Source organism: Paenibacillus crassostreae, assembly GCF_001857945.1.
In the GTDB taxonomy this organism is placed as follows: domain Bacteria; phylum Bacillota; class Bacilli; order Paenibacillales; family Paenibacillaceae; genus Paenibacillus_AQ; species Paenibacillus_AQ crassostreae.
The window spans coordinates 2,521,443-2,544,236 of the sequence record NZ_CP017770.1 but is presented as its reverse complement, the minus strand read 5'-3'; the positions used below and the strand labels follow the sequence as shown (position 1 = coordinate 2,544,236).

23 protein-coding genes and 1 riboswitch are annotated in these 22,794 nt (G+C 40.6%); of the genes, 22 read left to right on the top strand and 1 reads right to left on the bottom strand.

Features of this window, described 5'->3' with window-relative positions; translation table 11 throughout:
• Positions 1-21 precede the first annotated feature (21 nt).
• The 4 genes from LPB68_RS11845 (at position 22) to rsmI (ending at position 2,940) form a co-directional block, all read left to right on the top strand.
• A complete protein-coding gene (locus tag LPB68_RS11845) occupies positions 22-822 on the top strand; it encodes a PSP1 domain-containing protein (RefSeq protein WP_068661304.1) in 801 nt (266 codons plus the stop codon).
• 30 nt (positions 823-852) lie between these two features.
• On the top strand, positions 853-1,209 hold the full coding sequence (yabA, locus tag LPB68_RS11840) for a DNA replication initiation control protein YabA (protein ID WP_068661303.1): 357 nt from the start codon (positions 853-855) through the stop codon (positions 1,207-1,209).
• 88 nt (positions 1,210-1,297) lie between these two features.
• Entirely contained in the window at positions 1,298-2,059 is a 762-nt protein-coding gene (locus LPB68_RS11835) for a tRNA1(Val) (adenine(37)-N6)-methyltransferase (protein ID WP_068661302.1), read from the top strand.
• Complete coding sequence (rsmI, locus tag LPB68_RS11830) at positions 2,056-2,940, top strand: 16S rRNA (cytidine(1402)-2'-O)-methyltransferase (protein WP_068661301.1); 885 nt, start codon at positions 2,056-2,058, stop codon at positions 2,938-2,940. Before LPB68_RS11835 ends, rsmI begins: the two co-directional genes overlap by 4 nt.
• Positions 2,941-3,067: 127 nt before the next feature.
• Here rsmI and LPB68_RS11825 read toward each other — a convergent pair whose 3' ends face one another.
• Positions 3,068-3,322 carry an AbrB/MazE/SpoVT family DNA-binding domain-containing protein gene (locus tag LPB68_RS11825; RefSeq protein ID WP_068661300.1) on the bottom strand — a complete coding sequence of 85 codons (255 nt, stop codon included), beginning with the start codon at positions 3,320-3,322 and terminating at the stop codon, positions 3,068-3,070.
• Between the two features lie 298 nt (positions 3,323-3,620).
• On the opposite strand from LPB68_RS11825, the gene LPB68_RS11820 reads away from it, so the two are divergent.
• The 18 genes from LPB68_RS11820 (at position 3,621) to spoVT (ending at position 22,598) form a co-directional block, all read left to right on the top strand.
• Entirely contained in the window at positions 3,621-4,904 is a 1,284-nt protein-coding gene (locus LPB68_RS11820) for an HD domain-containing protein (RefSeq protein WP_068661299.1), read from the top strand.
• Positions 4,905-4,931: 27 nt separating this feature from the next.
• Complete coding sequence (locus LPB68_RS11815) at positions 4,932-5,702, top strand: TatD family hydrolase (protein ID WP_068661298.1); 771 nt, start codon at positions 4,932-4,934, stop codon at positions 5,700-5,702.
• Positions 5,703-5,902: 200 nt separating this feature from the next.
• A riboswitch (cyclic di-AMP (ydaO/yuaA leader) is annotated at positions 5,903-6,115 on the top strand.
• 266 nt (positions 6,116-6,381) lie between these two features.
• Positions 6,382-7,518, top strand: a complete 1,137-nt coding sequence (locus LPB68_RS11810) for a resuscitation-promoting factor (RefSeq protein WP_068661297.1) — start codon at positions 6,382-6,384, stop codon at positions 7,516-7,518.
• 115 nt (positions 7,519-7,633) lie between these two features.
• Positions 7,634-8,182, top strand: coding sequence for a ribonuclease M5 (gene rnmV, locus LPB68_RS11805; protein ID WP_068661296.1), 549 nt, complete (start codon positions 7,634-7,636; stop codon positions 8,180-8,182).
• A complete protein-coding gene (gene rsmA, locus LPB68_RS11800) occupies positions 8,183-9,067 on the top strand; it encodes a 16S rRNA (adenine(1518)-N(6)/adenine(1519)-N(6))-dimethyltransferase RsmA (RefSeq protein ID WP_068661295.1) in 885 nt (294 codons plus the stop codon).
• 95 nt (positions 9,068-9,162) lie between these two features.
• Positions 9,163-10,059, top strand: coding sequence for a sporulation peptidase YabG (gene yabG / locus LPB68_RS11795; RefSeq protein WP_068661294.1), 897 nt, complete (start codon positions 9,163-9,165; stop codon positions 10,057-10,059).
• 342 nt (positions 10,060-10,401) lie between these two features.
• Positions 10,402-10,677: a biofilm formation stimulator Veg gene (gene veg / locus LPB68_RS11790; RefSeq protein WP_068661293.1), complete on the top strand. Its 276-nt coding sequence runs from the start codon at positions 10,402-10,404 to the stop codon at positions 10,675-10,677.
• Positions 10,678-10,877: 200 nt separating this feature from the next.
• Positions 10,878-11,063 carry an alpha/beta-type small acid-soluble spore protein gene (locus LPB68_RS11785; protein ID WP_068661292.1) on the top strand — a complete coding sequence of 62 codons (186 nt, stop codon included), beginning with the start codon at positions 10,878-10,880 and terminating at the stop codon, positions 11,061-11,063.
• Positions 11,064-11,184: 121 nt separating this feature from the next.
• Entirely contained in the window at positions 11,185-12,039 is an 855-nt protein-coding gene (ispE, locus tag LPB68_RS11780) for a 4-(cytidine 5'-diphospho)-2-C-methyl-D-erythritol kinase (protein WP_068661291.1), read from the top strand.
• Between the two features lie 78 nt (positions 12,040-12,117).
• The gene (gene purR / locus LPB68_RS11775; protein WP_068661290.1) at positions 12,118-12,945 is read left to right on the top strand and encodes a pur operon repressor; all 828 of its coding nucleotides are present in this window, start codon (positions 12,118-12,120) and stop codon (positions 12,943-12,945) included.
• 301 nt (positions 12,946-13,246) lie between these two features.
• Positions 13,247-13,537, top strand: a complete 291-nt coding sequence (gene spoVG, locus LPB68_RS11770) for a septation regulator SpoVG (RefSeq protein ID WP_068661289.1) — start codon at positions 13,247-13,249, stop codon at positions 13,535-13,537.
• Between the two features lie 110 nt (positions 13,538-13,647).
• Positions 13,648-15,042, top strand: a complete 1,395-nt coding sequence (gene glmU, locus LPB68_RS11765) for a bifunctional UDP-N-acetylglucosamine diphosphorylase/glucosamine-1-phosphate N-acetyltransferase GlmU (protein ID WP_068661288.1) — start codon at positions 13,648-13,650, stop codon at positions 15,040-15,042.
• A gap of 95 nt (positions 15,043-15,137) precedes the next feature.
• On the top strand, positions 15,138-16,091 hold the full coding sequence (locus LPB68_RS11760; protein WP_068661287.1) for a ribose-phosphate diphosphokinase: 954 nt from the start codon (positions 15,138-15,140) through the stop codon (positions 16,089-16,091).
• Positions 16,092-16,198: 107 nt separating this feature from the next.
• Complete coding sequence (gene pth, locus LPB68_RS11755; protein WP_068661286.1) at positions 16,199-16,759, top strand: aminoacyl-tRNA hydrolase; 561 nt, start codon at positions 16,199-16,201, stop codon at positions 16,757-16,759.
• 104 nt (positions 16,760-16,863) lie between these two features.
• The gene (locus tag LPB68_RS22295) at positions 16,864-17,094 is read left to right on the top strand and encodes an anti-sigma-F factor Fin family protein (protein ID WP_082865855.1); all 231 of its coding nucleotides are present in this window, start codon (positions 16,864-16,866) and stop codon (positions 17,092-17,094) included.
• A 153-nt stretch (positions 17,095-17,247) separates the two neighbouring features.
• On the top strand, positions 17,248-20,772 hold the full coding sequence (mfd, locus tag LPB68_RS11750; protein WP_068661285.1) for a transcription-repair coupling factor: 3,525 nt from the start codon (positions 17,248-17,250) through the stop codon (positions 20,770-20,772).
• Positions 20,759-21,877 (top strand): peptidylprolyl isomerase, encoded by a 1,119-nt coding sequence (locus tag LPB68_RS11745; protein WP_068661284.1) that lies wholly within the window; start codon positions 20,759-20,761, stop codon positions 21,875-21,877. Before mfd ends, LPB68_RS11745 begins: the two co-directional genes overlap by 14 nt.
• Positions 21,878-22,055: 178 nt before the next feature.
• Positions 22,056-22,598: a stage V sporulation protein T gene (gene spoVT, locus LPB68_RS11740; RefSeq protein ID WP_068661283.1), complete on the top strand. Its 543-nt coding sequence runs from the start codon at positions 22,056-22,058 to the stop codon at positions 22,596-22,598.
• Positions 22,599-22,794: the final 196 nt, after the last annotated feature.

Below are 22,794 nucleotides of genomic sequence, written 5' to 3'. Positions count from 1 at the left end.
AAGGGGTAGGGGGGTTAGTTTTTGTACAATGTAGTGGGTGTCCGGTTTAAAAAAGCGGGCAAAATATATTATTTTGATCCATTGGACTTTCCTATTACAAAGGACCATCACGTGATCGTTGAGACAGCGCGAGGGATCGAGTACGGAAAGGTTGTCGTTGGTAAAAAAGAGGTGGACGAATCTGATGTGGTACTACCACTGAAGAGAGTTATTCGTATCGCCAGTGATTCCGACGCAAGCATAGTTGAAGAGAACCAACAGGCAGCAAAAGATGCATTTGTCACCTGTTTAAATAAAATTCGCGATCATGAACTCAAAATGAAGCTTGTAGATGTAGAATTTACTTTTGATCGAAACAAAATTATATTCTATTTCACAGCTGAAGGAAGAGTGGATTTCCGCGAGTTGGTTAAGGACTTGGCTAGTATCTTTAGAACTAGGATTGAGTTAAGACAGATTGGTGTGCGTGATGAAGCCAAAATGTTAGGTGGGATTGGCCCATGTGGACGAATTCTATGTTGCTCATCATGGCTTGGAGATTTCGAACCAGTATCCATTAAGATGGCGAAGGATCAACGCTTGTCATTGAACCCAACCAAGATCTCAGGTTTATGTGGAAGACTCATGTGTTGCCTTAAATTTGAGCATGATAACTATGAAAGTGTAAGGGAAGAACTGCCTTCCGTAGGTAAAATGGTGGTTACCTCACTAGGGGATGGTAAAGTAGTGGGGATTAATGCTGGCAGCCGTACTGTTCATGTGCAATTGTTTGAGATAGGGAAAGTAAAGGAACTTCCAATAGATGACGTTGTCATCAAGTAGACCATAGAGGTTACTGTTCGGGGTGCAAACATGGAAAAGAGAAATGTATTTCTACGCATGCAGGAAATGGAAGCTCAGATGGAGCATCTGCACAGTGATTTGGGTGATTTAAAGTTACTCGTAAAAGAGTTATTAGAAGAGAACAATCGTTTAGCTTTAGAGAATGAGCGACTTCGAATTATTTTGAAGAGAGAAGCTCAACTACAGGAAGATGGAGATCCATCACCAACAAACCATCCTCATGTCATTCCTGAAGATGTGGTGGGTGAGGGATATGATAATCTTGCTAGGTTATATCATGAGGGCTTTCATATTTGTAATGTCTATTATGGACACTTACGAACGGAAGGCGATTGTCTATTCTGCCTGTCTTTCCTGAATAAATAGTAATAACGAACCGTAGGGGAGTTTACCTACGGTTTTTTTGGAAATATAATGGTTGACACATAATAACTAGGTAAGAAGGATAGGGTATATGAAAAAAGAAGATGTTACTCTGCAAGAATCAGAAAGAATAGATGATTTATTGACACATGATCTAACGATCATTCAAAGCGATGAAGTATTCAGTTTCTCAATGGATGCGGTATTATTAGCTCGATTCGCAAGCGTTCCTCCAAAAGGGCGTATATTGGACTTGTGTACTGGCAATGGGGTTATTCCATTACTATTAACTACACGGAGTAAGGCTACAATTGAAGGGATTGAAATTCAACCAAGGCTTGCTGATATGGCGCGTCGGAGTGTGAGAATGAATGGGCTTGAAGATCGTATTGTGATTCGAGAAGGTGACCTACGTGAATTATATAAGGAAACAGGACATGGTGTGTATGATGCGATTACGGTGAACCCACCTTATATGCCACTGAATGGAAGTGACCTTAAGCTTAATTCCCATCAGGCTATTGCAAGGCATGAGATCCATTGTACTTTGGAGGATGTATTACAGGCTAGCTCAAGATTAGTGCGTCCGGGTGGTAAGATCAACATGGTGCACAAACCACAACGTTTAGGTGACCTGATCGCGTTGATGCGGCAATATCGTCTAGAGCCGAAACGGATACGATTCGTTCATCCTCGTGCCAATGTAGAGGCGAATATGGTACTGATCGAGGCTTTGCGTGATGGGAAACCTGAGGTAAGGATTCTTCCACCGTTAATCGTATATAATGAGCAAAATCAATACTGCCCAGAATTGTTAGAAATCTACTACGGAAAAAAAGAAGGTGAAATATGAATATAACCAAGCAAAGCAGCTTTCAGGGAGAATCAACACGGAGCGGGGGTTCCTTATATCTAGTAGGCACACCCATTGGTAATTTAGAGGATATGACGTTTCGTGCGGTAAGAATACTAAAAGAGTGTGATATTATCGCAGCTGAAGATACACGTCAGACTCGTAAATTGTTAACTCATTTTGAAATCACACCACAACTTTTATTTAGTTATCACGAGCATAATAAGGCAGCAAGTGGGCCTGAATTAATTCGATATATAATAGAAGGAAAAAATTTAGCACTTGTAAGTGATGCCGGTCTACCCGCCATTTCTGATCCAGGATCGGATCTGGTTCAATTAGCTATTGCTGAAGGAATTCCAGTGATTCCTATCCCCGGTCCTAATGCAGCACTGTCTGCATTAATCGTATCTGGACTTTCGACAGAGCGGTTCACCTTCATTGGCTTTTTGCCTCGTGATCGTAAAGATGTTCAGTCGGTGTTATCTTCTGTTCAGTATGCACAAGGGACATTATTAATGTATGAGTCACCTCATCGTATTATTAAGACGTTGGGATTTCTATTAGAATTTCTCGGGAATCGTAGAATTGTACTTGCGCGTGAATTAACAAAAAGATATGAAGAAATGGTTCGTGGGAGTATAGAAGATTGTTTAGAGTGGATGGGTGATCATCCCCCTATCGGTGAATATGTATTGGTGCTTGAAGGTGCAAGTCAGGAAGAGGAACAGAAGCAGAAGGATGCTTGGTGGCAAGAGTTATCTCTCGAAGAACATGTGACACGGTATGAGAATGATGGCGAGAATAGGAAAGATGCTATGAAAAAAACGGCTATCGATCGCGGTGTTTCAAAAAGGGATGTTTATAACGCATTGTTATGAGTAATTGGGTGGTTTGCAAAAAAAAGATCCTCTGTTAGCAATGATACAAAGCTAACAGAGGATATCAAGGAGTTATAATAAAGGTTTGAATTAACAATTTGAATAATCTTAGTATACCCTATTTTTCTCAGTTTGTCACAGGTGTTGGGATTTCTGATACACATTCGTTACAAACAATTTTCCCTTTGAAATATATAACATTCTCTGCGTTTCCACAGAAAATACATGCAGGTTCATATTTCTTTAAAATAATACGTTCACCATCAACGTAGATTTCTAGAGCATCTTTCTCACCAATACCTAATGTACGGCGCAATTCAATTGGAATAACAACCCGGCCTAGTTCATCGACTTTTCTTACAATACCAGTTGATTTCATCATCTAAAATACTTCCTCTCTCAAACACAAATTAATATTTGTCAAAATTCGACAATTTTCGTTTTTTCTATATTATATATAGTACCAAGCATTACCATATTAGTCAACAAAATTATAGCAGTAAAGTTCAGTTTTTTATATCATATTATTGTATTGAAGATATTACATAAGGATTAAAAATTAATGTCTGCAGGAATAAAATGGGCATTTGATGTCACAAAACATTACTTTGTTCGACATTTTACGACACTAATCAATGGGTTTTTTTGTATGAAATGATATAAAAGGAGTTGAAAAAAAGATGATGAATCTTTTAAATGAAGAAAAGGTCTTTAAAGATCCGGTTCATAATTATATCCATGTACAAGATATGACCATTTGGAGACTGATTAATACAAATGAATTTCAGCGTTTACGTCGTATTCGTCAGTTAGGAACATCTTACTTAACCTTTCATGGTGCAGAGCATAGTCGTTTCTCACATTCATTGGGTGTTTATGAGATTACTAGACAAATTATATCCTTATTTGAAAGAAACCATTATTCTGATTGGCCGAAAGAAGAGAAATTACTGACACTTTGTGCTGCACTACTTCATGATTTAGGGCATGGACCGTTTTCACATTCTATAGAAGAAGCTTTTGATATGAATCATGAAGATTGGACCATTCGGATCTTATTAGGTAATACTCAAATACATGACATTCTAAGTGAGGTTAGTTACGGGTTTGCAGACAAGGTTGCTTCTGTCATTGCAAGAACCTATCATAAACCAATTGTTGTCAATCTTGTGTCCAGTGCACTTGATGCTGATCGGATGGATTATTTATTACGAGATGCATATTATACAGGTGTAAATTACGGCACAATAGATATCGACCGGATTATACGGGTGCTAAGACCCCATCAAGGTCGAATCGTTGTGAAGGAGTCTGGAATGCATGCGGTTGAGGATTATCTCATGGCAAGATATCAAATGTACTGGCAAGTGTACTTCCATCCTGTGACTCGTAGTTCAGAAATTGTTTTAAAACTAATTTTTAAGCGAGCAAAAGATTTATATAACAACGGGTATACGTTTGAATTTATGATAGCGCCATTGGTTAGTCTGTTCGAGGACAAGGTGACTGTAGAGCAATATTTAAAATTGGATGAAGCACTTATTCAGACTGTATTTATGCAATGGATCTCAGAGAAAGACCCTATACTTAGCGAACTTTGCAGTCGATTTATGCATCGTAGATTGTATAAATATGTAGAATTAGAACCACTAGAATTGGAAATGGTACATGAGATCATTCAGGTGTTCCGTCAATGTGGATTGAATCCAGATTATGATGTCGCGATTGATTCTCCAAGTGATCTTCCGTATGATGTATTTCATTCGGGAGATGAAGTAAGTCAGAAGCAAATATTATTGTTAGATCGACAAGAAAGACTAATGGAAATATCAGAAGTATCGGAAATTGTACGTTCGATAAGCGGGCTACAACATGGGAAGTTCCGGTTATATTACCCTGAAGAGAAAATCAATGCAGTAATATCATCGTTCCCTATGGCAATTGCACACATTTTCACACCATAGAATTATGATTTGAAAGGAGTTTTTATAATGGACTTGTTCGACACACATACACATCTGGATGCTCCACAATTCGACGAAGATCGTGATGAGGTAATTGCACGCGCTGTTGAAGGCGGAGTTAGTAGGATGGTTAATATAGGATTTAACAGAGAGACGATTCCGACAACGATGGCACTCGCTGAGAAATATGACTTTATCTATGCTGCTGTTGGTTGGCACCCAGTGGATGCGATCACAATGAAGAAGGACGACTTAGAATGGATTGCATCCCTTTGCCAACATGATAAGGTTGTAGCCATTGGTGAGATCGGGTTGGATTATCATTGGGATACTTCTCCTAAAGATATACAACAACAAGTGTTTCGCCAACAGATTGGACTAGCCCGGGAATTAAAAATGCCAATTGTGATTCATAACCGAGATGCCCATGAGGATGTAGTTAGAATTCTAAGAGAAGAGAAGGCCAAAGACGTAGGAGGGATTATGCATTCTTACTCTGGTAGTTGGGAAACTGCTAAAATATGCCTTGATATGGGATTCCATTTGTCGTTTGGAGGTCCGATCACATTTAAGAATGCTAAACAACCAAAAGAAGTATTAGCACAGGTGCCCATGGATCGATTATTACTCGAAACTGATTCCCCATATCTTACACCACATCCATTTCGTGGAAAGAGAAACGAGAGTGCTCATGTTAGGTTAGTAGCAGAAGCAGCGGCTCAAATAAAAGGGATGGATTTAGAGGAAATTGCCCAAATAACCACCAAAAATTCACTGGGTTTATTTGGGATTATGTGAAAACGGGAGTAAAATGGATGAAAAATAGAGAATTCGAGACTTATTTATATCTACTCATCTCTAAAAGAGAGAATATTACAAAATTTTAACCATTTATTCAGAATTTCGTGGTTGAAACGTGCTTTACAACATGCATAGAAACACGATATCATCTTTTCAGTGATAAAAGCTGATCGAATTTGATAGCTTATTATTTTCTTGAACCAGTCTCGCTAAATCTCCTAACTATTGGAGAACGGGGGAACCAATATGACTGATACTGATTATTGATAGACACAGGCATATCTGATTTCTTTTATTGGGTCTTTGGGGTGAATTCAAGGGCATCCGCCATGAGCGGTTGACCTAAGATCGGGCGGCTCTCTTTCGTCCAAACCCGACAGCTAACCTCGTAAGCGCAATGAAGAGAGGCAACCTCGTGCATGTATTTCCGTTATTCAGACTATCGGAAAGCCACGAAAGAGTTCCTCTAACTCTTTCTAATGGCTTTTTTTGTTTTAGAATAAAGACAATTTTGTCATCATACTCTTGTAAATAGGAGGTGACAATCATGACGAGCAGACCGGTACATGATGCAGGTTAGAATTTATTCTACTATCCTGTAAAAATTTAATAATAGTCGCGTCAAAGGCAATTAGGTTTTATTTTAGACGGCGAGGCTATGAAGGAGGATCGGAAAGTGGGCATTTTCAAAGAAGAAACCCATGATTCATCATCATCCAGCATGACTTACGCACCGCGTTGGAAGGTTGAAAATTTAAGTAAGATCTCAGTAGCAGCTATTGCCCTAATAGCGATTACCTTGACTGTTCTTTTGTTCAGTAGCATTCATGGGCGTAAACAGGTGTATTTGGTCATTGATGGACAAGTGAGTGCCATCGAAACGCAACATGCTATGCTAGATCAAATGTTGGAAGAACAAGCGATTGTTCTAAGACCAGAAGATAAGGTATCCGTTTCACTTAATAGTTCGCTTGAAGATGGGGATAAAGTCCATATTCAACGTGCAGTTGAAGTTAATTTAACAGCCGACGGTGAATCTATAACTAGGTTTACATCACAAAAGACAGTACAAGATGTTATTCAAGATATAGGTATTACTTTGGATGAAGACGATAAAGTATTTCCTGAGTTGACGACAGAGATAACAGATAATTTGGAGATTAAAGTTATTCGAATTAATAAGCAGATTGTTGAACGTGTGGAGGAACTCCCCTTCCGTGTCATCAAGACATCCGACCCAACGATTGTGAAAGGTAATGTCAAGGTGGTTCAGAATGGACAGTCTGGAACACTGGTTCAACAAATCGAGAAAATATATCAAGATGGACAATTTGTAACGATGAGTTTGGTAGGAAAAGAAGTAGTGGAAGCTAAGGACAAGGTCGTTGCTGTGGGTACGAAGGTGGAGAAACCTAAGGCTGTTGTAGCAACAACTACTGTTAGCACTAAGAATGTAAACTCAAAGAATAATCGAGTCAGTAAAGCTGGCGTCGATTTCACTTATAAAAAAGTGCTTAATAACGTATCCATGACGGCATACTCTGCCGAAGAAGACGGTATTGGAACGCGGACTGCATCAGGCACACGAGTAACAGAAGGTCGTACGATTGCAGTGGACACTAGCGTTATTCCTATGGGATGGTGGGTGTACATTGAAGGTATTGGCTTCCGTCGTGCAGAAGATACAGGTGGAGCAATCAAGGGGAATAAGGTTGATGTATATTATGACTCCATACAGAATGCCCGTAACTTCGGACGCAAGAATGGTAAAACAGTATATGTGATAGGACCTGTTAAGCCTGAACTGAACTAAATCTGTTTTACAATAGCTTTATATTCCTATACTATTAAGGTCATATGGAAGTCATGCTAAGAAGAGGATTAATCCTCTTCTTTTTGTTATATTCGCTCTGGAGGGAAGAATCGTTATGATTAAGGAAATTATTGTCGTGGAGGGTCGCGATGATACAACAGCTATTAAGAGGGCGGTAGAGGCGGATACCATTGAGACAGGCGGTTCCGCTATTAATGCACGAATAATACAGCGAATTGCATTAGCACAGAAGCGCAGGGGGGTTATTATTTTTACTGACCCTGACCATGCAGGCGAACGCATTCGCAAAATAATAGCTAATAAAGTACCAGGATGTAAGCATGCTTTCATACCAGAAGCCGATGCGACTCGTAAAGGGGATATTGGTGTGGAGAATGCATCTCCTGATGCGATAAGACATGCTTTAGCTCGAGTACATACATCCTACGAGGGTGCAGAGAGTTTAATTGACATGGAGGATCTTGTTGGAGCAGGTCTTATAGTTCACCCGAATGCAGCTGCTCGGAGAATGGAAATGGGTAATATTCTTGGAATAGGGTATTGTAACGGCAAGCAATTTCTGAAACGTCTCGCCATATTTCAAATTACGCGTGATGAATTCATTAGTGCCCTCGCCCAAGTTGAAGAGGGAGGTAAAGAATAGATGAATCAATTAGATAATATTGCTACACCAGGACGAACGAAGGATATCATTAGACGCCATGGTTTCTCTTTTAAGAAGAGCTTGGGTCAGAACTTCCTCATCGATCAGAATATTCTGAATAAAATTGTTGAAGCTGCAGAGTTAGATCCCACCAAAGGGGCTTTAGAAATTGGTCCAGGGATTGGTGCACTTACAGAAAGGCTAGCACAAAGTGCGGGTACTGTGACTGCGGTGGAGATTGATAAACGTCTTATTCCTATACTTGAAGAAGTATTGGAGCCATATCCGCATGTACATGTCCAACAAGCAGATGTGCTTGATGTAGACTTACCAGCGTTGTTTGAATCTAATTTCAAGGATGTGTCTAAGGTAAGTGTTGTAGCTAATCTACCGTATTATGTTACGACACCTATTCTGATGAAGTTATTGGAAGAGAAGCTTCCATTGGAGCATATTGTTGTCATGATTCAGAAGGAAGTTGCTGAACGTATGGCTGCATCACCGGGTGGTAAGGAGTATGGAAGTCTCAGTATTGCGGTTCAATATTACAGTGTGCCGAAGTTGATTTGTACTGTACCACATACGGTCTTTATTCCTCAGCCAAATGTAGATTCAGCAGTTATTCGTCTAACTGTTCGTGAACAACCACCAGTTGAGACAAAGGATGAAGCGCATTTCTTCGATGTGGTACGATCCTCATTTACTCAGAGACGGAAGACGATTTCGAATAACCTGAAGAGTAGATATACGCTTCCCGAAGGACGCGAGCGAATTGATGCCATGTTAGTGCAAGCTGGAATAGAACCTTCAAGACGCGGAGAGACACTTAGCTTACAGGAATTCGCGACACTTAGTAACGTGTTATATGAAGCGGGTATTGTTTAGAGAAGTGTAGAGTAGTAATCCAACGGCTTAAATATGAAGAAAATATGAACCAATAGAGATCATTGCCCATACCATGAGGTAGGGGTGATGTTCTAATGAATTTGGGCGACTTGGTTGTCCGCCGCTCATATGGCGGAGATATAGCGTTCCGTATTGAAGAATTGCAGCAAGACTACGCTATCCTGAAAGGCACAGAGTTCCGACTATTGGCGGATTCTCCGCTTAAAGACTTAATGAGAGCACCAACTGTACCTGTAAGCGAAAAGATCCAGCAGGCGCAAGCAAGAGCCAGCGAGTCTTTATCGTCGCTTCAAAGGCAACGCAAGGAGCAGTCAGCTCTCCATCAAGCTCAATTAAGCGGAGGAAGAGATCTAGCGCAGGAAGTCTCATTCTTTGAAATACCAGGTAAAGTACTTCATTTGGATGGAGATCACAATTATTTGCAAAAAAGCCTTCGAATCTATGAGCAACTACGTGTGCCTGCAGAGGGACATTATGTTAGGGAGTCTGGCATGGCGGATGCCTTATATCGTCTATTACCACAGGTCCAACCTGATATTGTCGTAATCACAGGTCATGATGGCGTATTAAAGCATAGGCAGAACCGAGACCTGCATAGCTTGAGCAGCTATAAGAATTCTCAGAACTTTGTATCTGCCATTCAGGTGGCGCGAAAGTATGAACGTCATTTGGATTCTTTGACCATTGTAGCAGGTGCTTGTCAGTCTCATTTTGAAGCGTTGCTTCAGTCGGGAGCTAATTTTGCTAGTTCACCAGGTCGAATTCTTATCCATGCGCTGGATCCTGTATACGTAGCAGCTAAAGCTGCATTCACATCCGTTCGAGAGACGATTAACATGAATGATGTGTTGAGCAATACAATTAGTGGTAGCCAGGGTGTGGGTGGAGTTGAGTCTCGTGGAAGTTATCGAATGGGCTTACCCCGTCTGAATGATCTTTCTACTCTGAAAGTAACACCTTCTGCGATGTAATAGCAACAGCCCGGAGTCTATTTTTCAAAATATAAGAAAGTATAAGTTTCACTTGAATCAATTTCATAATCACCGATGCATCTAAATCGATTTGCGTAATTATGAAAATGATTTTTGATACTTTCTTATATTTCCGCTGAAACGGATGCCGTCTTTGAAAAAGGGCGTCATAGCCGTTTCTACTTGGATTCTGGGTCTTCTTTTGTTGAAATCTTGTGGGCTTGTACTAATCCGAAAAAAAATCGTTGACAATATATTTTTGGTGCTGATATAATTGATGTTTTGTTTGACAATCACCGAAAAGTCCGTTATACTGGACAAGGAAAGAGGTGGTCGTTAAACATGGCTAAAAATGCACTGTTAGAGATCAAGTATAGTCTCGATGCTCATGTAGGTCAGAAAATTATGTTACGTGCCAATGGTGGTCGCCGCAAGACTGTTGAGCGGACCGGTATTTTGGAAGAGACGTACCCATCTGTTTTTATTGTAAAGCTTGATCAAGAACAAGAAACTTTTAAACGTGTTTCATACAGTTATGCTGATATCCTAACTTCTGCTGTAGAAGTTACGATTTGTGAGAATAACAATGAAATGCAGCTTGAGTATATCAAAGTATAAATTAATCTTATAAAGACAAGTGGAACCCTTCTTAATTGAGGGTTCTTTTGTTTATATATAAGAATTTAGAGTAAGTGAAGCTTATCCCTTATTTTTACAAATACTGCTGGCGATGGTCGTGAGCTGTTGATGAATGAGAAGAGATGAATTGTACATACTATAAAGGTCATTCATCCCCATTTGTGAGAAGGAGGGCCATCATGAGCCGTAAGCGACGTAGTGTAATGTCAGAGGATCTCAAGAATGAGCTTGCTAAGGACTTAGGTTTCTATGACACGGTTGAAAAAGAGGGCTGGGGTGGAATTAGAGCTAAGGACGCAGGGAATATGGTGAAACGAGCGATTGAACTTGCAGAGAAGGCAGCAGCTAGGAACCCAAATTTATAATGAATATCAAAAGGAGATTAACCCCAACGGGGTTAGTCTCCTTTTTAAATGACTTGGATGAAACAGTTTGATATAATGTTTGAAGTTATGATGAGCGAAAAATTAAGGGTGGGTGAACGCCTTGAAAACCTATGAGAAAGCACCGGCTAAAATAAACTTGATGCTGGATGTATTACATAAACGTCCGGATGGTTATCACGAGGTCGAAATGGTGATGACTATGGTTGATCTGGCAGACCGTTTAGAAATGGTAGAATTACCAAGAGATACAATTATTATATCGAGCCAAGTTGGGTATATTCCTTTGGATGAGAAGAATCTGGCATTCCAAGCGGCTAGACTTATTAAGGATCGATATGATGTAAAACGAGGTGTCCATATTCATTTGGACAAAAAAATTCCGGTAGCAGCAGGATTGGCTGGGGGAAGTAGCGATGCAGCAGCCACCCTTAGGGGTCTGAATCGTCTCTGGGGTCTTAATATTCCGATGATAGAGTTACAAGAGTTGGGGGCCGAACTTGGCTCTGACGTGCCTTTCTGCGTAACTGGTGGGACTGCACTCGCTACAGGAAGAGGAGAAGTGTTACATTCTATATGTAATCCTCCACAATGTTGGGTTGTATTAGCTAAACCACCTATTAATGTGTCAACACAAGAAGTGTATACGAGATTGAGGAGTGATCAGATCTCGAAGCATCCATCAGCCGCAGATATGATTGCCGCTATCCAATCAGGAAGCTTTCAGGAAGTCTGCGAACAACTTGGTAATGTACTTGAGGACGTTACCTTGAAGTTGCACCCTGAAGTCCAACAATTGAAGGAAGCAATGATGAGATTAGGTGCGGATGGTACGTTAATGTCAGGAAGTGGACCAACAGTGTTCGGTCTTGTATCAAAAGAATCAAAAGTGCCAAGAATATATAATGGATTACGGGGATTCTGTCGTGAGGTATATGCCGTAAGACTATTGACCTAATTTTCACAACCCTTGTGTAAACACGTATAATAATGTTATATTTTATGTATAATATTCGGATTTGGCGAGGAGTATTTTGTGAAAAAATTAAAGCGAAGTGCACGATTAGTAGAGATGACGCAATATCTGTTAAACAGACCACATACATTAATTCCTCTAACGGCGTTTGCAGATCGATATGGGGCAGCTAAATCTTCTATAAGTGAGGATCTAGCAATTATTAAAGAAGTATTTGAGAGCGAAGGCATGGGAGAACTTCTAACATTCGCAGGAGCAACCGGTGGAGTGAGATTTATTCCTAAGATGACTAAGGAGAAGGCACTTCATTTCGCTGAGGAACTATGTGCTCGACTAGAGCAGAAAGACCGGATTTTGCCTGGAGGATATTTATATATGTCCGATTTACTGGGTGAGCCATCGCTTATGAATGAAGCGGGTAAAATTTTTGCAACGACTTTTGCTGATAAAGAGATTGATTGTGTGATGACTGTAGAGACGAAAGGTATTCCTTTAGCTTATGCCACAGGAGCACAGCTTAATTTACCAGTAGTGCTCGTCCGTCGTGATCATCAAGTGACAGAGGGGTCTGCGGTAAGCATTAATTACGTTTCAGGTTCACACAAAAGTATTCATACGATGTCTTTGTCACGGCGTGCTCTGAAGGATAAATCTAAAGTGCTTATTGTAGATGACTTTATGAAGGCGGGCGGTACCATTCAAGGTATGGTAGACTTATTAGCTGAATTTGATGCAGAGGTAGCGGGAGTCGGTGTATTGGTAGAATCGGGAGCTGTTGATAATGAAGAACGCTTACTCCATGATTATATATCCATTGCTAAATTGACAACTGTGGATTTCAAGAGTAAACAAATTATTGTTACACCGGGTAATTTTTTTGAAATATAAGGAAATATAAGTTTCACTTGAATCCTTATATTTCCGCTGAAACGGATGCCGTCTTTGAAAAAGGACGGCATAGCCGTTTCTACTTGATTAAAGCTGACTTACGATGAGACTGTAGTTTTTGTCGATTATTAAACTAAATTAGGTTTAATTCTGAATGAAAAAAGAAGAAGTCTGTCGAAATATATTAATATTAATAAAATTCCTGATTTTAGGATATTTTCTTTGAAAAAATAAAGGATTTTCGTTTGCTGTGTGGAATTATACACCAAGTCTCTGATGGAAAAAGGTGGTGAACACACACATGCAAATTACGGATGTCAGACTTCGTCGGGTAAATTCCGAAGGTAGAATGAAAGCAATCGCATCCATTACCATTGATAACGAATTTGTTGTTCATGACATTCGGGTTATTGATGGAAATAACGGAATGTTTGTTGCAATGCCAAGCAAACGTACTCCTGATGGAGAATTCCGAGACATTGCTCACCCAATCTCTTCTGGTACTCGGGAGAAGATTCAGTCTGCTGTATTAGCAGAATATGAAAGTGCAGCTAATGAAGAGGAAGAAGAAGTGATTGAAGAAGGCGCTTAAGTTTTGATATTGGGTTTGAAGAAAAGGGAGCCATGTCTATGGCTCCCTTTTCTTTTTTCGTAGAATGAGATATATTCAGTAGTGAGTTTATGAGCAGGAGGTTAAGACCCTTGAAAAGAATGGCTATAGTTCTTGCTGCAGGTCAGGGAAAAAGAATGAAATCAAAATTATACAAAGTGCTTCATCCTGTTTGTGGAAAACCGATGGTGGGACATGTTCTCGATACCGTACAACAAGTCAACAGTGAACGTGTGATTGTAATCGTTGGCCATGGTGCGGAAACAGTAAAATCCTATCTAGGTGACGCTGCTGAATATGTTCTTCAAGAACAGCAATTAGGTACCGGTCATGCCGTTAAGCAGGCTTCCCCATTACTTGGTAATGAAGTGGGCTCTACCATTGTCATCTGTGGTGATACGCCCTTAGTTACGCCAGAGACGCTAGAAGGACTCGTGAAGTTACATGAGAGCCAACATGCGGCAGCGACTGTATTAACCGCCCTTATGGACAATCCTAAGGGATACGGCCGCGTTATTCGTGGTGAAGATGGTAATGTGCTACGGATTGTGGAGCAGAAGGATTGTACACTAGAGGAAGATGCAGTACACGAGATTAATACAGGGACGTATTGTTTCGATAATGCTAAATTGTTTGCTGCACTTGAGAAAGTTACGAATCAGAATGCACAACAAGAATACTATTTGACCGATGTCATTGGGATTCTGGTGAACGCTAACGATACAGTTCTCGGATATGTTACGAATGATGTAGCCGAATCCATTGGTGTTAATGATCGATTAGCGCTTTCTGAGGCCGAACAATTTATGAGAGAAAGAATTGCAAAGCGACATATGTTGAATGGTGTGACTATTATAGATCCATCTTCGACAGTTATTGGCGCAGATGTTACAATTGGTTCAGACACGATTTTGTATCCAGGTACAATGATTAAGGGGAGTACCGTAATAGGCGAGGAATGTGTCATCGGACCTAATAGTGACATTAATTCATCTATTATTTCCAATAATGCAATAGTTAAGCATTCGGTTCTAGATCATGCTGAAGTAGGTCAGCGAACTACAGTTGGTCCATTTGCTTATTTGCGCCCAGGGTCTATACTTGGAGAAGACGTGAAGATTGGCGATTTCGTCGAAGTGAAGAACGCTACCATTAATAATGGTTCCAAAGTGTCTCATTTGAGTTACATTGGGGATGCTACTGTCGGGAAGAATGTCAATGTAGGCTGTGGTGCAATAACTGTTAACTACGATGGGTATAATAAATCCGTGACAGAGATTGAAGATGATGCCTTTATTGGTAGTAATGTTAATCTGATTGCTCCTGTCAAAGTAGGTAAGGGTGCTTTTATTGTAGCGGGTTCCACAATTACACATTCTGTTGGTGAGAATGAAATGGCGATCGGAAGAGAACGTCAGGTGAATAAACCTGGTTATGCAGAGAAAATTCGCAATCAGGCTATTGCTAAGAAGAACAAACAATTGTAGGACCTAGTGGATTACAAGATCAGCTAGTTGAAGAATAGATCAATGATCATTAGTTAACATGAATTCAATGAATCCGCACGGAGGGTTTTTACTTTATGACTTATTGTGATTCCAAACTCAAAATATTTACTTGTAATTCTAATCCAAAGCTGGCGAATCAAATTGCCGATTATATCGGTATTCCTATGGGGGATTCCCATACAACGAGCTTTAGCGATGGAGAAATTCAAGTCAAATTGAATGAAAGTGTTCGAGGCTGTCATGTCTACATTGTACAGTCTACTTGTGGTCCAGTGAATGATAATCTGATGGAGTTGTTGGTTATGGTTGACGCATTGAAACGCGCTTCGGCCAAGAGTATCAATGTTGTTATTCCATACTACGGATACGCACGTCAAGATCGTAAGGCTCGTTCTCGTGACCCTATTACAGCGAAACTTGTAGCGAATCTTATTGAGAAGGCTGGGGCCCATCGTGTAATTACGATGGATTTACATGCTATGCAGATCCAAGGATTCTTCGATATCCCTGTGGATCATATGTTAGGTGTGCCTATCATAGCCCAATACTTCCGGTCAATGCAGATTGAGAACCCTGTTGTGGTCTCTCCAGACCATGGTGGAGTTGTTCGCGCAAGAAAATTAGCTGATTTCCTTAATGCACCGCTTGCTATAATTGATAAGCGCCGTCCTGAGCCGAATGTCAGTGAGGTCATGAATATTATCGGTCATATTGAAGGTAAGACGGCGATATTAATCGATGATATCATTGATACCGCAGGAACAATTGTTCTTGGTGCAAATGCTCTGATGGAAGGTGGAGTGAAGGAAGTCTATGCCTGCTGTACACATGCTGTACTATCAGGACCAGCAATGGAACGACTTGAGAATTCTCCACTGAAGGAAGTTATTGTAACAGATACGATTCCAATTACACATTCGAACCCGAGCAACAAAATTAAGGTATTGTCTGTAGCTCCGTTGATGGGTGAAGCTATCATTCGTGTTCATGAAGAATTGTCGATTAGTAAACTTTTCGAGATAGAGTAAAGATTAAGCATAAATAAAGGGTTATATCTCCTCGGGCGAGGAAATATAACCCTTATCGTGCATTGTTTTGCAATATCAATAAAGTCTGATGGAGGATAACTTACGCAATGAAATGGATTGTAGGACTTGGGAATCCTGGTTCGGCTTACGATAAGACGCGTCATAATATTGGCTTTATGGCAATAGATGCTTTAGCGGCAAGGCATGGGATTAAGTTTGGACCAAGTAAATGTAAAGCATTAATCGGCGAGGGAAACATTGCTGGAACAAAGGTTGTCCTTATTAAACCATTAACTTTTATGAATCTTTCTGGTGAATCGGTGCAATCATTTATGAGTTATTATAAAGCGGCATTAGAGGATTTGGTGGTCGTGTACGATGACTTGGATACGACAGTAGGTAAAATCCGACTGAGATATCAAGGGAGTGCAGGAGGACATAATGGGATTAAATCCATTATTCAACATACAGGTACACAGACGTTCAATCGCATCCGGATGGGGATTTCTCGCCCAGAACCTGGCTTTGCAATTGTAGATTATGTGCTGTCTACTTTCCCCAAGAAAGAAAAAGAATACGTGCTTAAGATGATTGATAGTAGCTGTGATGCGCTTGAATACAGTCTTGTTCATTCGTTTGAACAAACGATGGCCAAGTTCAATGGGTAAGACGGTTCAATGAATGGGAGCATGAGAATGGATAACCTGTAAGAGGCTAAATGAGATGACGACGGGGCATACTGAGGGTATATTTGAACTTCAGGAGGCATAAAATGGCTATTAAGTACATCTGTCGACACTGCCAAACAGTGCTAGGAGTCATTGATTCATCAATGGTATCCGAATTCCAACTAGGCTTCCATTCCTTGACCCCTTCAGAACGTCAGGATATAATTACGTATGATTTAAGCGGCGAGGTAGTGGTTAGAGTCACTTGTGATTATTGCACTGAGGCAATCTCAACCCACCCCGAATTAAGCTTATTAAGTAGTCCACTTCAGTGAGAACGTGAAGAGTAAGACTAACGTTGACCTTATTGGCGATGTATTCATGTTGTTACAGGGCCTTAGCAGTTTGCTGAGGCTTCTTTTGACGATAAGATAGATTTAATATTACGAAATAACAGATCACAAGTAAGTATAAGAGAGGTGCCACCTTTGTTACAAGCACTTATAGATTCGTTTGCTAAAGACCCTGATTTGAAATCCATAACTTCTGGTATATCCATAGGAATGAAAGAACAACTCATTTCGGGATTATCTGGATCAGCAAGGCAGATTATGATGGCCTCACTGTATGATGAAGTTAAACGTCCAATGTTAATCGTAACGCATAATATGTTCTCGGCCCAAAAAATGGCGGATGATTTACAGGAAGCGCTCTCACCAGATCAGGTACTTCTGTATTCAGCAAATGAGCTGGTTGCAGCAGAATCAGCTGTATCTAGTCCAGAGACGCTTGCACAACGTATTGATGTCTTGATGAAATGTGCGCAAGGGTTTACAGGGATTGTGGTAGCACCCTTTGCGGGTGTACGTAGACTTCTTCCTGCTCCAGAAGTGATGGCTAATGCACAGATAATGATCCAGTATGGAGCAACAATACAACTGGATTCTTTGCTTATGCGTATGGTTGAGTTGGGATATGAACGCGTTGAACGCGTGGAGAACAAAGGTGAGATGAGTGTTCGTGGCGGGATTATAGATTTCTATCCGATGACATCGTTACTCGCTTATCGAGTAGAGTTATTCGATGATGAGGTCGATTCGATCCGGACATTCGATCCAGCCGATCAACGATCCATTGATAAAGTTAATAAAGTAGTTATTATGCCTTGCAAGGAGATTATTGCAGATCATATGCGACTTGAGCAAGCTGCAGTGGCATTGGAAGGATTGCTGGATACACAACTTGATAAAATGACAGATCGTCAGGCTAAACTTCGTCTTCAAGAGGAAATGAAGCGCGAGATAAGTATGTTACGTGAGCATATATATTTCCCAGAAATCTATAAATATATTGCATTACTCTACCCGGAGAAATGCCACCTATTCGATTATCTTCCAGTTGATACGATTCTGGTTCTTGACGAACCTACGAGATTGCTAGAAACGGCCAAGCAACTTGAACGGGATGAATCCGAATGGAATTTACATCTCATGCAGAATGGTAAAATGTTGCCGCAATTACATCTATCCATTGATAATGATGAAGTTTTATATAAACGTCGCTATCAAACGTTGTTCCTCTCTATCTTTCTGCGGCAAGTACCTCATACCCAGCCTCAGAACATTCTGAATATTACCAGTCGTGGCATGCAGGATTTCCATGGTCAGATGAATGTTCTTAAATCTGAAATGGAGCGTTGGCAAAAGTCCGGCGTACGTGTCATGATGCTAGCCAGTAATGAGGAACGAATGGAGCGTATGCGTCGCGTATTACTGGATTATGGTATTGATGAACCTATCATGCTACAAGGTAACTTGCAGACAGGGTTTGAGTTACCATCGATTCAATTAGCTGTTATTACAGAGGGAGAAATGTTCTCCCAGAAGCAACGCAAAGTTCGCAAACTAACTAAAAATATTGATAATGCTGAGCGCATCAAGAGCTATACTGAGCTTAAAGTTGGCGATTATGTTGTGCATCAGAATCACGGTATAGGTAAATATATGGGCATTGGCACCTTGGATATCAACGGCATCCATAAGGATTATTTGCATATTCTTTATGCTGGTGGAGATAAGCTATCTGTTCCGATCGAGCAGGTCGACCTTATTCAGAAATATGTTGGCTCAGAAGATAAGGAACCAAAGATATATAAGCTTGGCGGTAACGACTGGGTAAGGGTTAAGAACAAAGTTCGCTCTACGGTGCAGGATATCGCAGACGATTTGATCAAATTATATGCAGAGCGACAATCTACACAAGGTTATGCTTTTGAGAAGGATGCAGCGGAACAACAGGAATTTGAAGAAATGTTCCCATATGATGAGACGCGAGATCAGATGAGAGCAATTGAAGAGATCAAGAAGGACATGGAACAAGCGCGGCCAATGGACAGACTACTCTGCGGAGATGTTGGATATGGAAAGACAGAAGTCGCTATTCGCGCTGCTTTCAAATCGGCTATTGAGGGTAAACAGGTCGCTGTACTCGTTCCGACGACAATCCTTGCCCAACAGCATTTCGAGACATTCAAAGAAAGATTCTCAGGCTATCCAATCAACATCCAAGTATTGAGCCGGTTTCGCTCACGTAAGGAACAGAATGAAGCAATTAAGGGGATTCGGTCAGGAACGGTAGATGTTATTATCGGCACACATCGATTGTTATCACAGGACCTTATATTTAAGGACCTGGGGCTTTTGATTGTGGATGAAGAGCAAAGATTTGGTGTTACCCACAAGGAAAAATTGAAGAAGTTGAAGACGAATGTGGATGTGCTTACGTTAACTGCGACACCAATTCCGCGGACACTTCATATGTCCATGCTAGGAGTTCGGGATTTATCAGTTATAGAGACACCTCCGGAGAATCGATTCCCTGTTCAGACCTATGTCGTGGAGCATAGCCACACGCTTGTACGTGAAGCTGTAGAACGGGAACTTGCTCGGGGTGGCCAAGTATATTACCTCTATAATCGAGTTCAAGGGATTCAGGAAATTGCAAGCCAGATTACAGCACTTGTTCCTGATGCCAGAGTAGGTGTTGGACATGGCCAAATGAATGAATCCGAGCTAGAGAAGACGATCCTTGATTTCTTAGATGGTGAGTTTGACGTCTTGGTGAGTACAAGTATTATCGAGACAGGTGTAGACATTCCCAATGTCAATACACTGATTGTTCATGACGCTGACAAAATGGGTTTGTCCCAGCTCTATCAGCTACGCGGTCGTGTAGGGCGTTCTAATCGTATTGCCTATGCTTATTTCACCTACCAACGTGATAAGGTATTAACTGAAGTAGCAGAGAAGCGTCTACAATCGATCAAAGAATTCACTGAACTTGGATCAGGATTCAAGATCGCTATGCGAGATCTATCTATCCGTGGAGCGGGTAACTTACTTGGAGCAGAGCAGCATGGCTTTATTGCTTCAGTTGGTTTTGATTTGTATTCTCAAATGCTCGCTGAAGAAATTCAGAAACGTAAGGTAACGATGTTAGGCGAAGTAGTTGCACCAGAAAAGGCATGGAATACACTGATCGATATTTCAATAGATGCCTATTTGCCCGCGGATTATATTTACGATAGTATTCAAAAGATTGAAATTTATAAGAAGGTAGCAGCCACAACTTCATTTGATGAGATCGTAGAACTAGAAGATGAGCTAGTGGATCGATTCGGAGAACTACCGGAGGCTGTTGTTAGCTTACTTGCCGTGGCAAGGTTGAAATTATTCGGTAAAATGCTTGGAATCGAATCGATTATGAAGCGTGGAGATGACGTAATACTCAAATTTTATGCGGGTCAGGAGAAGGCAGTCAATAGATCTGAACTTGTACGAATTGGAAATTCATTCGAAAGACGTGTACAATTTGAACAAGAGTCTGTTATGACTATTCGCGTAAAAGGTAAGGGACTCGAAGAAAAGCAGCTATTGGAACTTCTAGAACAATTTCTTGAAGCCATCCGAGAGCCGTTCAAATCAAAGGAGGAGCTTCAAGATGTTATCAAATAAAAAACCATGGAAAATATTGTCCATGACGTTAGTTGGGGTATTGGCATTATCTTTGTTGTCTGCATGTGGTAAGGATGAGGTCAATGCTGATGTGGTAGCCACTTATAAGGGTGGAGAAATCACATTAGAGGAGTACAATACAGAGAAGAATGTTCTTGTTTTCTTATCACCAGAGTATGCACAACTTGCAGAAATGGAGGATTTCAAGACGTATCTTGTGAATCAACAAGTGGCGTTTGAATATCTAAGTGCAAATGCAAGTGATGAAGCGAAGACAACTGGTGAGAAGACAGCTAAGGATCAGCTTGCACAAATGAAAGCAATGGTTGGTGAAGAACCATTTAAAACGATGTTAAAAGAGCAAAATCTGACGGAGGAAGATCTGAGGCTCTACCTGAATCAAGTGATGATCTCTATGGAGGATATGACTCTCAAAATAAAAGATGAGGATGTAAAAGCGCAATACGAGGCAACGAAACAGGATTATACGGTAGCTTCGGTGAGACATGTCCTAATCTCAACAACAGATGCAGAAGGTAAAGAACGTACAATGGAAGATGCGTTAAAGATTGCTAAGGAAGTAAAGACGAAGTTAGATAGTGGAGCTGACTTCGCAACGATCGCAAAGGAATACTCTGATGATCCGGGTTCTGTAGATACCGGTGGACTATACAAGGATACACCAGCAGGTAAGTGGGTAGATGCATTCAAAGAAAGTGCGTTGACTCTTCCATTGAATACGATTAGTGAACCCATTGAAACCGACTTTGGTTATCATGTGATGAAGGTAGAATCTCGTACAGAGACTGCTTTCGACGGATTAACACAGGAGCAAAAGGATGCCATTAAAAGCTTACTTGGGTCAAAAAAGATTGATGAATTCATGACGAATGAATTGCCGGATCTCATTAAATCTGTGAATTTGCCAGCATCTCCAGAGGCTACAACTGAAGAAGAAACAACAACGCCTGAGAATGGACAAGACTCTACAGGAACCGAAACGGATACGGATGCAACAACGACAGATGATACGCAGACTGAACCAACAACGGATGACAGTACGAACACTACCGAGGAAGCACCAGCGGCTGATACTGGCAAGTAGTTTCTTAAACAATGATGACATTTGAAGACAACAATATGATAATAAATTTGTACATGCATAAGGAGATGGGAATGGTTGAATACTATGGTCAGATATCACATTTATTAATGGGATTGACCTTTTCCCCTATGAAACAGTAGTCGAAAAATCTTCTTATGAAAGTGGGGCAACATGATAAATGAAAGCTACTGGAATTGTACGTCGTATTGATGATCTAGGCAGAGTTGTTATTCCAAAAGAAATTAGACGCACATTGCGAATCCGTGAAGGTGATCCACTCGAGATCTTTGTTGACCGTGATGGAGAAGTTATATTAAAGAAATACTCACCTATTGGGGAACTTGGTGACTTCGCTAAAGAGTATGCTGAGTCATTATTTGAGGGAACGGGGCATACCACCATCATCTCTGACCGGGATACCTTTATAACGTTGGCAGGCGGATCCAAGAAAGAGTATCTTGATAAACAAATTGGAATGCTGGTTGAGAATTGTATGGATAATCGCAAGACGTTGCTGGAAACCAATCAAGGTAGCTATGAAATCTGTAAAGATTATCAGGAGACACTTTCATCCTATGTGGTAGCACCCATTATATCTGGGGGGGACCCAATCGGATCGGTCATTCTTATGAATAAAGATGAATCTTTAAAGATGGGTCAAATGGAAGTGAAAATGGCTGAGACGGCTGCTTCCTTTCTAGGTAAACAAATGGAACAATAGCACATATGAATCATGAATTCCCGTTAACTGTCGTTCCTTAAATATGGAACGTGGCAACGGGAGTTTTTGCGTGTAGTTGTATAGAAAGTAAGTCTCAGGGCTTTCATTCATTCTATCTATTTTCGTTTATACTAGAATCAATTTTATAATTACGCTAAACTTTTAGATGTAACTATATATTGACGGAATAATTTGT

Excerpts from the sequence above, each read along its gene's own strand:
- yabA (WP_068661303.1), top strand. The coding sequence starts at position 853 with ATGGAAAAGAGAAATGTATTTCTACGCATGCAGGAAATGGAAGCTCAG.
- LPB68_RS11835 (WP_068661302.1), top strand. The coding sequence starts at position 1,298 with ATGAAAAAAGAAGATGTTACTCTGCAAGAATCAGAAAGAATAGATGAT.
- rsmI (WP_068661301.1), top strand. The coding sequence starts at position 2,056 with ATGAATATAACCAAGCAAAGCAGCTTTCAGGGAGAATCAACACGGAGC.
- LPB68_RS11825 (WP_068661300.1), bottom strand. The coding sequence starts at position 3,322 with ATGATGAAATCAACTGGTATTGTAAGAAAAGTCGATGAACTAGGCCGG.
- LPB68_RS11820 (WP_068661299.1), top strand. The coding sequence starts at position 3,621 with ATGATGAATCTTTTAAATGAAGAAAAGGTCTTTAAAGATCCGGTTCAT.
- LPB68_RS11815 (WP_068661298.1), top strand. The coding sequence starts at position 4,932 with ATGGACTTGTTCGACACACATACACATCTGGATGCTCCACAATTCGAC.
- rnmV (WP_068661296.1), top strand. The coding sequence starts at position 7,634 with ATGATTAAGGAAATTATTGTCGTGGAGGGTCGCGATGATACAACAGCT.
- rsmA (WP_068661295.1), top strand. The coding sequence starts at position 8,183 with ATGAATCAATTAGATAATATTGCTACACCAGGACGAACGAAGGATATC.
- yabG (WP_068661294.1), top strand. The coding sequence starts at position 9,163 with ATGAATTTGGGCGACTTGGTTGTCCGCCGCTCATATGGCGGAGATATA.
- veg (WP_068661293.1), top strand. The coding sequence starts at position 10,402 with ATGGCTAAAAATGCACTGTTAGAGATCAAGTATAGTCTCGATGCTCAT.
- LPB68_RS11785 (WP_068661292.1), top strand. The coding sequence starts at position 10,878 with ATGAGCCGTAAGCGACGTAGTGTAATGTCAGAGGATCTCAAGAATGAG.
- spoVG (WP_068661289.1), top strand. The coding sequence starts at position 13,247 with ATGCAAATTACGGATGTCAGACTTCGTCGGGTAAATTCCGAAGGTAGA.
- LPB68_RS11760 (WP_068661287.1), top strand. The coding sequence starts at position 15,138 with ATGACTTATTGTGATTCCAAACTCAAAATATTTACTTGTAATTCTAAT.
- pth (WP_068661286.1), top strand. The coding sequence starts at position 16,199 with ATGAAATGGATTGTAGGACTTGGGAATCCTGGTTCGGCTTACGATAAG.
- LPB68_RS22295 (WP_082865855.1), top strand. The coding sequence starts at position 16,864 with ATGGCTATTAAGTACATCTGTCGACACTGCCAAACAGTGCTAGGAGTC.
- LPB68_RS11745 (WP_068661284.1), top strand. The coding sequence starts at position 20,759 with ATGTTATCAAATAAAAAACCATGGAAAATATTGTCCATGACGTTAGTT.
- spoVT (WP_068661283.1), top strand. The coding sequence starts at position 22,056 with ATGAAAGCTACTGGAATTGTACGTCGTATTGATGATCTAGGCAGAGTT.